At 67.7% G+C, this 12544-nt stretch carries 10 protein-coding genes; all 10 read right to left on the bottom strand.

Annotated elements, in window-relative coordinates; all coding sequences use genetic code 11:
- Positions 1 to 62 precede the first annotated feature (62 nt).
- The 10 genes from ACP59X_RS16780 to ACP59X_RS16735 all read right to left on the bottom strand — a co-directional run bounded on the left by ACP59X_RS16780 (position 63) and on the right by ACP59X_RS16735 (position 12430).
- Positions 63 to 1031: an Lcl C-terminal domain-containing protein gene (locus tag ACP59X_RS16780; protein ID WP_428560523.1), complete on the bottom strand. Its 969-nt coding sequence runs from the start codon at positions 1029 to 1031 to the stop codon at positions 63 to 65.
- A 271-nt stretch (positions 1032 to 1302) separates the two neighbouring features.
- Complete coding sequence (locus tag ACP59X_RS16775; protein WP_428560521.1) at positions 1303 to 1692, bottom strand: response regulator; 390 nt, start codon at positions 1690 to 1692, stop codon at positions 1303 to 1305.
- A 28-nt stretch (positions 1693 to 1720) separates the two neighbouring features.
- Positions 1721 to 2665 (bottom strand): sensor histidine kinase, encoded by a 945-nt coding sequence (locus ACP59X_RS16770; protein WP_428560519.1) that lies wholly within the window; start codon positions 2663 to 2665, stop codon positions 1721 to 1723.
- Positions 2622 to 3017 carry a response regulator gene (locus tag ACP59X_RS16765; protein WP_428560517.1) on the bottom strand — a complete coding sequence of 132 codons (396 nt, stop codon included), beginning with the start codon at positions 3015 to 3017 and terminating at the stop codon, positions 2622 to 2624. Before ACP59X_RS16765 ends, ACP59X_RS16770 begins: the two co-directional genes overlap by 44 nt.
- Positions 3018 to 3126: 109 nt before the next feature.
- Complete coding sequence (locus tag ACP59X_RS16760) at positions 3127 to 4779, bottom strand: sensor histidine kinase (RefSeq protein ID WP_428560515.1); 1653 nt, start codon at positions 4777 to 4779, stop codon at positions 3127 to 3129.
- Between the two features lie 150 nt (positions 4780 to 4929).
- Positions 4930 to 6747 carry a sensor histidine kinase gene (locus ACP59X_RS16755; protein WP_428560513.1) on the bottom strand — a complete coding sequence of 606 codons (1818 nt, stop codon included), beginning with the start codon at positions 6745 to 6747 and terminating at the stop codon, positions 4930 to 4932.
- A gap of 209 nt (positions 6748 to 6956) precedes the next feature.
- Entirely contained in the window at positions 6957 to 8090 is a 1134-nt protein-coding gene (msrB, locus tag ACP59X_RS16750; RefSeq protein ID WP_428560511.1) for a peptide-methionine (R)-S-oxide reductase MsrB, read from the bottom strand.
- A gap of 238 nt (positions 8091 to 8328) precedes the next feature.
- A complete protein-coding gene (locus tag ACP59X_RS16745; protein ID WP_428560509.1) occupies positions 8329 to 9852 on the bottom strand; it encodes a S8 family peptidase in 1524 nt (507 codons plus the stop codon).
- Between the two features lie 327 nt (positions 9853 to 10179).
- Positions 10180 to 11622 carry a sigma-54-dependent transcriptional regulator gene (locus ACP59X_RS16740; RefSeq protein WP_428560507.1) on the bottom strand — a complete coding sequence of 481 codons (1443 nt, stop codon included), beginning with the start codon at positions 11620 to 11622 and terminating at the stop codon, positions 10180 to 10182.
- A gap of 16 nt (positions 11623 to 11638) precedes the next feature.
- Positions 11639 to 12430, bottom strand: coding sequence for a response regulator (locus tag ACP59X_RS16735; protein WP_428560505.1), 792 nt, complete (start codon positions 12428 to 12430; stop codon positions 11639 to 11641).
- Positions 12431 to 12544 lie beyond the last annotated feature (114 nt).

Genomic DNA, 12544 nt, shown 5'->3' with positions numbered 1-12544 from the left:
AAAACGGCCGCCAAGGCGGGGCGGCGATGACGGCTTCGTGGCGCGGTTGGTCGCCGTCGGCGTCACTGCAACAGCAGGCCGAGGACCGGGGCGATGGAAAAGCCCTGGCCGCCGGTGTCGCGCACGCAACGGACGTAGGCCGCGCTGGCCGTCTTGTCGACATTGGCGCTAAGCCCCATGAGGAACTCGGCGGTCCAGGCCACGGTGGGGAGGGCCGTGCTGTTGGTGCCGGTCCAGAACGTGTGCTGGGAATCGGGAAAGAGTGTCCCGTCGATGGCCGGAAAGACCAGGGAGTAGTTTACGAGGGTGCGCAGTTCCATGACGTTGGGCGCGCGCCAATCGGCATGGCCGCCGGTGGACCGGGACTGGCAGTAGGCCAGGGCGTCCAGCCAGGTCATGGCCGCGCCGCTGCCGGCTTTTTCCCAGGTCAGCCCCGTGGTCGTGTCGTCGACCGTGGTCCCCTGGTCGACGAAGGCACTTTCGGCCAGGGCTTGCCCACGCACGCAACGCACGTAGCGGCCATCGGCCCCGGCGTTGAATTCCGAGACGCCGTAGGCGAAATTCACGTACCAGTAGGGGCCGGCATAGCCCTGGTAGGGCGTGACGGACCAGTAATGGCCGCTTGTGCCCGAAAGGGCCGCGTTCCAGGCAGGCTTGGACGCAGTGTAGTCCACCAGGGTGACGAGTTCGCGCTGGTGCGGTAGCCGCCAGTCCGATTGGCCGCCCAATTCCAAGGCCTCGCAGTAGGCCCCGGCGTCGCTCCAGCTTCGGGGCTGGCCATCGGGGACACGCTGCCAGACAAGGCCCGTGACCTGGTCGGTGGCGGTGTCGGCGTCCGTGGCGAAGGTATGGGATGTGCCGGGGTAGGTGCCATTTTGGCCATAGAACGCTTGACCCTTGGTCGGGCACGAGATGGCCTCGGTATTGTTGTAACAGGTGGTGACGCCGGTGGCTGGCACGGTCCAGGCCCAGGCGGGAACGGCCAAGGCGGCGGCAAGCAAAAACATCAGTGAGGCGATGCAGGCATGCATAAGGCACCTCGGGGAGTGATGCGTCAAGATGGTAGGAATTGTAGGGCAGGAGGTTGGCAATGTCCATGCGCGCATTGGGAATAGTACAAGGCAAATAATTTCTTGTGGCAATGTTTTTCAGGCGCAAGGCGGCGTTTTGCCTGGCTGCGAGATTCGGCCATGGCAACAACACGGCGGCCAGGCCTTGCCGGGATGGATTCGCGTTTGCGGACGGCGGTGGCCCGGCTGGCCGAAGAAGCGACAGCCAGGCGCGGGGCGAGGCGGCCGGGCCTCAGCGAGGCCGGGTCGCCTGGCGGCGGTCGTAGACGGCCCGGATGGCCCCTTCGAGTTCTTCCGTGGGGCAGGGCTTGAGCAGGTAGTCGGCCGCGCCACCGGCGATCATGGCCGAGGCGATGTCCACCGAGGCGTGGCCGGTGAGCACCAGCACCTCGGCCTCGGGGCAGGCGGCCCGCAACAGCGGCAGGGCCTGCTCGCCCGAAAGGCCCGGCATCTTGACGTCGAGCACGATGACGTCGCTTGGGGCCTGGGCCAGCAGGTCCAGGGCGGTCTGGCCGCCGCCGACGGTGCGCACGGAAAAACCGTGGCGGGAAAGGAGTTTGCCCAGGGTGTCGCGGAAGCGTTCCTCGTCGTCGACGATAAGGACGCGGATGGGGTCGGCCATGGCTGCTCCGTGGATGGCGGGTTGGGGGTTACAGCGGCAAGGTGACGGTGAAGGTCGCCCCCTGGCCGGGCTGGCTCGCGGCCACCAGGCTGCCGCCCAGGCGAGCCACGATGCCGTGGGACACCGACAGGCCGAGGCCCGTGCCCTTGCCGGGCTCCTTGGTGGTGAAAAACGGGTCGAAGATCTTGGCCATGTTCTCCGGGGCGATGCCACAGCCGGTGTCGCATACGGCGATGCTGACCCGGCCGTCCTCGCGCCGGGTGCGCACGGTGATGCTGCCGCCTTGGGGCGTGGCGTGCAGGGCGTTGGTGAGGAGGTTCAGGACGACCTGGCGCAGCAGCGGCACGTCGGTGCGCACCGGCGGCAGGTCCGGGGCGTAGTCGCGCACGATGGCCACGCCCTTGCCCTGGGCCTCCTTTTCCACCAACAGGGCCATGTCCTCGATGACCTGCTCCAGGGCTTCCTCCTGGAGCACGGGCTCCATCTTGCGGGCGAAATTGAGCAGTTTGTGGGTGATTTGCCGGCAGCGGTCCACCTGCTTGGCGATCTCGCGCAGGCTGTCCCGGGCGTCGGCCAGATCCTCGGGGGCCAAGCCCTGGCAGTCGGCCGTCAGTTCCCGGGCCAGGTCGAGTTCCTGGGTGATGATGGCCAGGGGGTTGTTGATCTCGTGGGCGATGCCCGAGGACAGCTCGCCGATGGCGGCCAGTTTCTGGGAATGCAGCAGCCGCAGGTCCATCTCGCGCAGTTCCCGCTCGCCGCGCCGGATGCGGCTGGCCAGGGTCAGGGCCGAGCCGATGCAAATGGCCCCGGCCACCAGGGCCAGCACCACGTCGATTTCCGGCGGGGTGAGCAGGGTGGCCAGGACGGCCGCGCCGGCCAGGCCCGGCGCCAGGACCGTATGCGGCCACAGCGGCGGGAAAACGAAGCCGTCAGGCCTGGCCGGATCGGGCTTCGTTGAGTTTTTTGCGCTCATACGCCTTCTTGGCCTTTTCCAGCAGTTCCCCGAAATCCACGGGTTTGAGTACATAGTCGTAGGCGCCGAGGGACATGCCCTGCATGCCGGCTTCCACCGAGGCATGGCCGGTGAGGATGATGACCTCGGTCAGGGGGCGGCGCTTCTTGATTTCCTTGAGCACCGTCAGGCCATCCATGCCCGGCATGCGCATGTCCAGGATGACCACGTCGAAGTCGTCCGCGTCGAGCCTGGCCAGGGCCTCGGGGCCGTTGCCCGCGGCCGTGACCGGGATCTGGCGGTAGGTGAACCGCTTGACCAGGGTCTCGAGGAAGTCGGCCTCGTCGTCAACGGCCAGTACGCGTAGTCCCATCGTTCCTCCCACGGGCAAGGCGTTCGTTTCGTGTCCGGCCGGGGCGCCCCCGCGCCTGGCCGGGCCAAAGATCGAAGAGGCGCTGCGTTCCCACCCCCGCGGCACGGCCTCAGGCCCCCACGGGCAGCGTGATGTGGAAGGTGGTGCCCCGGCCTTCCTCGCTGGTCACATGGATATGCCCGCCGAGCTTCTCGATGATGCTGTAGCTGATGGTCAGCCCCAGGCCCGTGCCTTCGCCGACCTTCTTGGTGGTGAAGAAGGGGTCGAAGATCTTGTCCATGGCCTCCTTGGACATGCCCTTGCCGGTGTCGGCGATGGCGATGTCCACCTCCCCGGAGTCGGCCAGGGAGCGGGTGGTGACGGTGATGGCCCCGTTTTTGTCGATGGCGTCGATGGCGTTGTCCATGATGTTCAAGAAGACCTGCTGAAGCTGGGAGGCGTCGGAGGCGATGCGGGGCAGGTCCTTCTGGTAGTCGTTGATGAAGGTGATGCCCCGGAAGCTGGCCTCGTTTTCCAGAAACGACCGGGTCTGGTCCAGCAGCATGTTGACGTCGAGGTCCTCCTGGGTCGGTTCCATGCGCCGGGCGAACCCCAGCAGCCGGTGGGTGACGTCCTTGGCCCGGCGGACGTGGAACTCGATCTTGGCCACGGCGTCCTCGAACTCCTGGAAGTTGGGGCTGCCCTTGATGTCCTCTTCGCTTAAGAGGTCGCGCATCCAGCCGGCCTTTTCCATGATGATGGCCAGGGGGTTGTTGACCTCGTGGGCCACGCCGGCGGCCAGCTTGCCCAGGGCGGCCATCTTGCTCGACTGGGTCAGCGAGGCGTCCAGGGCCGCCTTTTCGCGTTCGGCCCGCACCAGGGCGCTGACCGTGCCACCCGCCACCCAGATGGCCCCGCCGATGATGAGGAGGGAGCCGCCGGCCAGAAGCAGGATGAGCAGCCAGCGGGCCCGCATGACGGGCAGGAGTTCCTCGCGGGGGTCGTCTTTCACCACGAGCAGCCAGTCTTTGTGATTGAGCCAGGTCATGGCATACAGCGAGGTCTGGCCGTCGATGGCCAGGCTTTCCACACGCGTCCCGGAAAAGCGCGGGATATTGGGGAAGCTCATGGTGTCGAACATGGCGTGGCCAAATCGCGGCTTGGTCTGGAGCACGTGGTCGGCGGCCAGGATGAAGGCGTCGCCGGTCTTGCCGAGGTGGATGCTGCGCACCAGGGAATCGAAGATGTCGGAGTCGATGGCGGCGCGCAACACCCAGGTCTTGTCGCCCTCGCGGCGGCTGACGGCGATGTTGAAGTGGGGGTACTTGCGAAAGCCCAGGAACACGTCGCTGACGTGGATGCCCTTGGCCATGACCTTGTGGAACCAGTCCTCGCGGCTGTAGTCGATGCCCTTGAGCTGGTAGGGGCCGACGTAGGCCGTGCAGATGCCGTTTTGGTCGATGACCTGCAAGTCGAGGAAGGACTTGCTGTGCATTTGCAGCACGCCGAAAATGTGTTCCAGGTAGGACTCCTTGACCAGGTCCTGGTAGGATTCGGTCAGGGCCAGGTTGGAGAGCTGGGCCACCCGCTCGGACAGGTACAGGTCGATGGTGATCTTCTTGTTCTCGACCAGGTTGCTCAAGCTCTCGTAGACCTTGTCGAGGTAGGTCTCGTAGAAGCGGTTGTAGAGGCCAAGGCCCAGGCTGAAGAGCGGAATGAAGGAGAAGGCCAGGGTGATGGCGATGAGCTTGAGGCGAAGCTTGCTGAGTTCGTCCTGGATCATGGCTGCCTCTTGGGGTTGCGTGCGGCGCGTGTCAACATAGCGTGTACCGGGTCGAATGCAAAGCGCCCGGTCCGGGTGTGGCGCCCCTTGCGAAGGGCGAGGGTAGGGTGTTGTTCCCGGATAAGCGCATATCTTTTTCGAGGACGGACACTAGGCTGCTTCGGCCAGGGGGATGGCGATGGTGACGCGGCTGCCCCGGCCGGGTTCGCCGGCGATGCGGATGCGGCCGCCGTGGTATTCGATCACGGCCCGCGAGGCGGCCAGGCCGATGCCAAGGCCGGGCATCTTGTCCGTGAGGTTGTCGCCGAGCTGGAGGAACTTTTCGAAAACCGCCTCGCGCATTTCCGAGGGGATGCCCCGGCCGGTGTCCTCCACGGTGATGACGGCCATGCCGTCCTCCAGGCGCACAAGGCAGCTGACCTGGCCGGCGTCGGTGAATTTGACGGCGTTGGAAAACAGGTGGCGCAGCACATAGACGATGCGATCCCGGTCGCAGCGCAGGGGCGGCATGGCCTGCGGGACGTCGCGCACAAAGCGCAGCCCCTTTTCCGACATGGGGAGAAGAAACGGCTCCACGGCCCGGTCGATGACCTCGGCCACGGACACCGGCCCCAGGTTCAGGGCGGCGTTGCCGGACTCCAGGGAGGCCAGCTCCAGCACGTTTTCGATCAGCCCGGCCAGGCGGCGGCCCTCGTCGAGCATGATGTCGAGGTTGTCGTGGAAACGGGCGCACTCGGCCGCCACATCCGGCCGCGAGGCGGCGGCCTCGGCCAGGGGGCCGCCCCGTTCCAGGCGTTTCTTCATGACCTGGGCGAAGCCGATCATGGAGGTCAGGGGCGTTTTGAGTTCGTGGGAGACGAGGCTTAGGAAATTGGATTTGACGCGGCTTAAGTCCTCGGCGCGTTTGCGGGCTTCGCGGGCCCGCCGGGCCTCTTCGGCCGCTTCGCGTTCCTTGCGGGCCAGATCGAGGATGGTGGCCACGAGGTGTTTTTCCATGCGGCCGATGTCCTCGGCCAGGCTCCGGAATTCGCCGGTAAAGGCGGCGGGGTCGAGGTTGGTCTCCTCGCCCCGGGCCACGCGCCGGGCATGGCGGCCGAGTACCGCCAGGGGCGTGGCCACCGACCGGAACACTATCCAGCTGGCCAGGGCCACCAGCACGATGACGCCGGCCTGGATGGCCGTGGTGATCCTGTCCGTGTCGCGGTCGATGGCCTTACGGCGGGCTTCGTAATGGCGGCGCAGTTCCTCGGTCATGGGCTCCAGGGCCCGGGCCGCGGCCACGAAGGCGGCGCTTTGCGAGCCGGCGTCCTCCAGCCGGCCGGCATAGGCCTGCAAGGCTTCCTGGTAGGCGGCCAGGGTGGTGGCCGCGTCGGCCTCCCCCTGGTTTCGGGCCAGGACGGCCAGTTGCGTGGCCTGGCTGACCAGCCGGGTCAGGCTGTCGGGCGCGCCCGAGGCCAGCCAGCGTTTTTCCTGGGAGCGCAGCTGGGTCAGGCCCCGGGCCAGGATGGGGCTGGCGCTTTCCAGCTTGTCCAGGGCCTGGGAGCGTTCCAGGAACAGGGCCGCCGGCGCGTCCACCCCCGGGGCCTCGGGGGTGTCGGCCATGGCCAGAAACCCGTCCAGGTATTTCCGCAGCAGGCGCAGGGCCGTCTCCCGGGCCTCGTCGCGCTGGGGGTCGAGGTCGCCGATGGCGGCCACGGCCGTGGCCGCGGCCTGCTGGTGGCGGCGCACGGCGGCCAGGGAGGCCGGGTCGTGGCGCAGGAAGTAGTTTTTTTCCTGGCGGCGCATGGACAGGACTTCCATGGCGGCAGTCACGGACAGCCGTTCCAGTTCCTGGGTCCGTTCCAGGTAGCGCGAGCCTAGGGAGTCCACGGCGAAAACGAGGCAGAAACCGGCGAGGGTGCAGCCGAACAGGGCGAGCAGTTTATGTTTGACGCTTGCTGTCGCAAGCATTCCCCGCAGTGAAGGCACGACCGTCTCCCTGCCCGTTTCGGGGCCGATGGCGGTGGGCTGAACCAGGAAACGGCCATCGGCCGGCCTGGGCGAAAGGAAGGTTAGCCTATCCTGGCCTGCGACGCCAGCGCATTGTTCCCACTTTCACATGTGGGGCGAGGCGGGAGTTCCGAAGCGGCCTGGGCCGCTTCGGAACCGGGACAAGGGGGGAGCGTCGGGGGTGGGATTTATTGGACATCCTTGATGAATTCGCCGTAGCCCTCGCGCTCCATGTCCGGAAGCGGCACGAAGCGCAGCGCGGCGGAATTCATGCAATAGCGTAGCCCTGTCGGTGGGGGGCCGTCGGGGAAGACGTGCCCCAGATGCGAATCGCCGCGGCGGCTGCGCACTTCGGTGCGCACGGCGAACAGGCTCTTGTCCTCGTGGGTGACGATGTTGTCCGGCACCAGGGGCTTGGTGAAGCTCGGCCAGCCCGTGCCCGAATCGTACTTGTCGCGGGAGGAAAAAAGCGGTTCGCCGGACACCACGTCCACATAGATGCCGGCAACCTTGTTGTCGGCGTAGGCATTGTTAAACGGCGGCTCGGTCCCCTCCTTCTGGGTGACGTCGAACTGCAGGGGGGTGAGGGTGCGGCGCAGGACGTCGGGCGCCGGCTTTTGGAAGCCGCGCCAGTCCATGGGCTTGGCCGTGACGGGGTCGAGCTTGCCCCAGGTGCGCTCCAGGAACTGGTCGCGGCCGGAGAAGCGCCGGTAGGTCTCGTATTGGAGCTTGTGGGTCTTGTAGTAGTTCTGATGGTAGTTTTCGGCGTTGGTGAAGAACGTGAACGGCAGGACGGCCACGGCCAGGGGCTTGGGGAAGCGCCCCGACGCGGCGAGGTCGGCCAGGGCCTGTTCGGCCTGTGCCCGTTGTTGTTCGTCGTGGTAGAAGATGGCCGGGCGGTATTGCCTGCCGCGGTCGGCGAACTGGCCACCGCTGTCGGTGGGGTCGATATGGCGCAAAAATGCGTCGAGTACCTGGCGGTAGCCGATGCGGTCCGGATCGTAGAGGACCTGGACGGCCTCGTAGTGGCCGGTTTGCCCGGCCGAGACGGCTTCGTAGTCCGGATGCGGCTCCTTGCCGCCGGTATAGCCGGAAACGACGTCCAGCACGCCGGGGAGCTTTTCCAGGTCCGATTCCACGCACCAGAAACAGCCGCCGGCCAGGGTTGCCACCTGGGTCTTTTGTTTTTGGTTTTGCATGGCGGCCTCCGTTGCCGTTACCGGTTGGGCCGCGCCCGGGCCGATCGCGACAGCCAGCAGCCAGGCCGCCAGCAGCAGGGGGGTCCATAAGGCCCGTCGCGTCCGTACAAAGGTGCTTTTCATGGCAACCTCCCTTGCCGGGGTGTCCGGGAAATCCGAAACGCCCCAAGGGTTGCCGAAGCTTCTTCAAGATTCGAGCCAGGCAAGCGACCGGCTGTGGCGGCCACAAACCGGGCGGCAGCGGCCTGGATGGCCGGGGGATGGGGTGTATTCCTGAAAAAGAGGAGCTGCGCGGCAGGAAAAAATAGTACGGCAAGGCCGGGGACGCCCCCGCTGTGACACGGGGCGTCCCCGGGCGGGCTCAGTTTTGGATGGCCGCCGGAATATCCAGAGGCAGCAAGTTCGACGCGGAGGCCGGCATGCTGTTGATGGCCGCGCCGAGGTCGATGCGCGGCTTGGTCACGTCCACTTTCTCATCCGTGACCTTGTCGCCCGTTTCCGTGAGTTTTGCCTTCACCTCGGCCGGGGTCAGGTAGCGGCCCAGGCGGACCTTGGCGGCGTTTTGCAGGGCGGCGGCGGCCCCGGCCGCGTAGGGGCTGGCGGCGGAGGTGCCGCCGAATTCGGTGTTGAAGGTCGCGCCCTTGGTGGCGCACTGCAAGGTGTTGCACTGGTCGGCCGGGGCAAAAAGCGTCAGGAACGAGGCACTGTTGGAATAGGCCGGCACGGCGTCGGCCGCCGCAGTCTCGGGGGCGGAGTAGCCCGAATCGCAGTCTTCCGTGGCTTCCTTGGTGGGGGCGCAGGACTCCTCTTGGATGCAGGTGTCCGTTTTGCCGAAGGCGGCGTCGTAGACCGAACCCACGGAGATGACGCCCGAAATGCAGGCCGGGTTGTTCAAGCCGTCGCAATAGCCCTCGTTGCCCGCCGAGGCGAAGATGGTGATGCCGGCCTTGGCCGCGTTGGCCGCCGCGGTGACGTAGTTTTCGTAGCTGTCGTCGCAGATGCTGGTGAAGTAGCCCGCGCCCATGCTGAGGTTGATGATGCGGATGGGGCTCCCTGGATCCTTGTTCTGGTTGGTGATGGCCCATTCCCAGGCGGCGATGATGGCCTCGTCCGGGGCATCGCCCGTGGCGTCGGTGACCTTGAGGGCGTAGAGCTTGGCCCCGGGGGCCACGCCGCCGATGTAGTTGGCCACGTCGCCCAGGGCGCCGGCCACGATGCCGGCCACGGACGTGCCGTGGCCGTCGGTGTCCATGGGGTCGGCCTTTTTTTCGCCGGTGTCGTAGCCGCCGAGGACGATGGCATTGGGGAAGCCCGGCCCGCCGAGGTAGGTGTTGTTGTAGTCCACGCCGGTGTCGCACACGGCCACGGACACGCCCTTGCCGGGAAAGCGGGCCCGGGTGGCCTGGGCGTTCATGAGGGGGATGCCCTGGCGCAGGGCCGGCCTGCGCCGGCCGTTGACCTCGATGGCGGCCACGTCGCCGCTTTGGGCCAGGGCCGCCAGTTGGGCGGCGTCGGCGGTCACGGCAAAGGCCGGCATGTAGGCGAAGGTCCGCGAGATTTCGCCGATGGCCGCGCCTTTTTTGCGGGCGAAAAAGGCCTCCAGCACGGCCGCGTTGGCCGCCCGGGCGGCGGCCTTGTCGGCGTCGTCCTCCAGGGAGGCCGGCGCGGCGGCCCGGGCGGGACTGGCCAGCAGGACCAGGAAGTTGCCCGTGCCGCCCTCGGTGGCCAGTTTTTCCAGGACGGCGGCCGGCAGGCGCAGTTTGCCGCTGGCCACGGCCGTGGCCAGGTCGGTGGCGGCCTCTGCCGCCAAGGCCGGCCCGGCCGGCAGCAACATCAGGAAAGCCACGACGCCAAAGCGCGCCAGGATCGTCATGCCCTTTTTCATGCCATCCGTCTCCAGGGACAAAGGTTTCCAAAACGGGGAATGGAGGACCGTTGCCGGTAACGGCTTGACGCAACGGGAGGGCGGTCGCGGGCGAGGCGGGTCCGGCGGCAAGCCTGAGCGCCGGGACCGGGAAAGAGGGCCGCTCTCCACGTGACGGTGCCTGGGACGGGACAGGTTCCCGCCCGGGCGCCGCCTGGATTCGTTGCTATCCGGTTTGGGGGGGGCGCGCCAGTGTTTCCTGGCCGTACGGCTGAGAGCGCCGTCAGCTCCGCCAGACCCGGCGTCGGCCCCTTCGGGCCGGTGGTTCCCGGCCGTGGGGCGAGGCCGTCAGTGTTGCGGTTCGCCGGGGGCCTCGCCGGTCAGGTGCAGGCCGTGCTTGCGCAAAAGGCCGTAGAGGCGCGATTGGCTCAGGCCCGACACGTCCATGGCGGCGCGGACGTCGCCGCCGCAGGAGGCGATGAGCTGGGCGAAGTAGTCGCGTTCCACCCGGTCGTGGGCGACCCGTTTGTAGTCGTTCCAGTTCTGGCCGGCGACAGGGCTCGCGGCGCAGGCCGGGGCCTCGGCGGGCCGGTCGGGGAGGGCCGTGCCCCGGCGGCCCCTGGCCACCCGGGAGCGCACGAAGCCTACCCGCAGGTCGCGGGGCAGGTGGGACGGCAGCAGTTCCGGCTCCAGGGGCGCGGCGGCCACCAGCGCCTCCAGGACCCGCACCAACTCCCGGACGTTGCCCGGCCAGGCGTATTCGCGGAAAAGGTCCAGGACTTCCGGGGCCAGGACCTTGAGCGGCAGCCGGCCCTGGCGGCACAGCCGCGTGAGGTGGTGCTCGGTCAGTTCGGGCAGTTCCTCGGGGACCTCGCGCAAGGGGGGCAGGGTGATGGTCACGGCCCGGATGCGGTAATAGAGGTCCTCGCGAAAGGCCCCGGCCGCCACCATGGCCGCCAGGTCGCGGTTGCTCGCGCACACCAGCCGGAAATCCACGGCGATCTCGCGGTTGTCGCCCACGGGCCGGTAGGCCCGGCTTTCCAGCAGGCGCAGGAAGCCCTTTTGCATCTCCAAGGCGAGTTCGCTGACCTCGTCGAGGAACAGCGTCCCGCCGTGGGCCCGGGCGAGCAGGCCCGGCTTGTCGGCGGCCGCCCCGGTAAACGCCCCCTTGCGGTGGCCGAACAGTTCGCTGGCCATGAGCGTCTCGGACAGGCCGGCGCAGTCCACCACCACGCATTCGGCCCCGGCCCGGGAACTGTTGTCGTGGATGGCCCGGGCGAAGAGTTCCTTGCCCGTGCCGGTCTCGCCGAAAAGCAGGACATTGGCCTGGCTTCTGGCGGCCCGCCCCATCTGGCGCAACACCCGTTCCATGACCGGGCCGCTGCCGATGATGCCGGCGCGGCGCACGGGCAGGGAATCCTGCTTTTTCTCCCGGAAACGCAGCGCCCGCAGGCAGGCCAGGCGCAGGGCCTCCTGGCTGGCCGTCTTCTCGATGTAGTCCCAGGCGCCGCTTAAAATGGCCAGTTCCGCGCCGTCGGGGTCGCCCACGCCGGTGATGATGACCACCTCGGGTTCGCCGGGCAGGGCCCGCAGCCGGGGCAGGAGATCGAGGCCCGAGCCGTCGGGCAGGCGCACGTCCAGGAAAACGAGGTCGAATTCCGCCTCCCCGGCCCGTTTGGCCGCCTCGGCCAGGCTCGCTGCCGTGGCCAGGACATGGCCGTCACCGGCCAGCAGGCGGCGCAGGAATTCCCGGAAAAAGGCGTCGTCGTCGATGACCAGGATGCGCGCCATAGCCCGCTCGCGGCACTCAGGCCGGCCCGCCAGCCAGATAGGGGTGGGCGCGCACGGCGGCCAGCACGGCGGCCAGTTCGCGGTCGGCCGCGGCGTGGCCGGACCGGCAGGCCTCCAGGGAGCCGGCGCCGCAGGCCTCCTGCAGGGCTTTCATGGCCCGGTGCAACTGCCTGGCCCGGATGGGCCCGGCCATGCCGGCCAGGTCGTGGGCCAACGGCGCGGCGGCGACGATGTCGCCCCGGCTCACGGCCTGGATGAGGGCCTGGCGTTTGGGCTCGGCCAACTCCAGGAACAACTGGAGGATTTCGGTCACGAATTCCCGGCCGCTTTCCCGGGTCAGGCCGGCCAGGTCGAAGTCCGCCGGTGCCGGGGGAGGGGCCGCGGCCCGTTGGGCCTCGGGGCGGCCGAGCAACCGCTGGATGGCCGCCGCGATGTCGGCCGCGCTGACGGGCTTGGACAAATGGTCGTTCATGCCCGCCGCCAGGCTGCGGTTGCGGTCGTCGCGGGAGGCGAAGGCGGTCAGGGCCACGATGGGGACGTCGGGCCGGTTGACCGTTCCGGCCTGGCCGCCGCGAATGGCCCGGGTCAGGCTCAGGCCGTCCATGTCCGGCAATTGAATGTCCATGAGGACCAGGTCGAAGGGTTGGAGGCGGAAGAGTTCGATGGCCCGCGTTCCGTCCTCGGCCACGACCGCGACGTGGCCCATCCTGCGCAACGCATGGAAAAGATAAAGCCTATTGACTTCGTTGTCGTCCACAACCAGCACGGACAGGGAAAACGTACTCCCGTCCGGACCGCATCCGTTCATGAAAACTCCTGCGTCAGCCGGGCGAAGCCAGGAAAAAACGTTTGCCTAGGTATTTTCGAAGAATACCATGGTGCGTCGTGTTTTCCTAGTGGGCAGGGACAAGGCCTGGGGCGG

Origin of the sequence: Solidesulfovibrio sp. DCME (assembly GCF_049995385.1) — a bacterium.
Taxonomy (GTDB): Bacteria; Desulfobacterota; Desulfovibrionia; order Desulfovibrionales; family Desulfovibrionaceae; genus Solidesulfovibrio.
This window is presented reverse-complemented; position numbering and strand designations above follow the sequence as displayed.

Bases quoted from the DNA above. Each gene is read 5' to 3' on its own strand.
- ACP59X_RS16780 (WP_428560523.1), bottom strand. From the start codon at position 1,031: ATGCATGCCTGCATCGCCTCACTGATGTTTTTGCTTGCCGCCGCCTTG.
- ACP59X_RS16775 (WP_428560521.1), bottom strand. From the start codon at position 1,692: ATGGCCGACCCCATCCGCGTCCTTATCGTCGACGACGAGGAACGCTTC.
- ACP59X_RS16770 (WP_428560519.1), bottom strand. From the start codon at position 2,665: ATGAGCGCAAAAAACTCAACGAAGCCCGATCCGGCCAGGCCTGACGGC.
- ACP59X_RS16765 (WP_428560517.1), bottom strand. From the start codon at position 3,017: ATGGGACTACGCGTACTGGCCGTTGACGACGAGGCCGACTTCCTCGAG.
- ACP59X_RS16760 (WP_428560515.1), bottom strand. From the start codon at position 4,779: ATGATCCAGGACGAACTCAGCAAGCTTCGCCTCAAGCTCATCGCCATC.
- msrB (WP_428560511.1), bottom strand. From the start codon at position 8,090: ATGAAAAGCACCTTTGTACGGACGCGACGGGCCTTATGGACCCCCCTG.
- ACP59X_RS16745 (WP_428560509.1), bottom strand. From the start codon at position 9,852: ATGAAAAAGGGCATGACGATCCTGGCGCGCTTTGGCGTCGTGGCTTTC.
- ACP59X_RS16740 (WP_428560507.1), bottom strand. From the start codon at position 11,622: ATGGCGCGCATCCTGGTCATCGACGACGACGCCTTTTTCCGGGAATTC.
- ACP59X_RS16735 (WP_428560505.1), bottom strand. From the start codon at position 12,430: ATGAACGGATGCGGTCCGGACGGGAGTACGTTTTCCCTGTCCGTGCTG.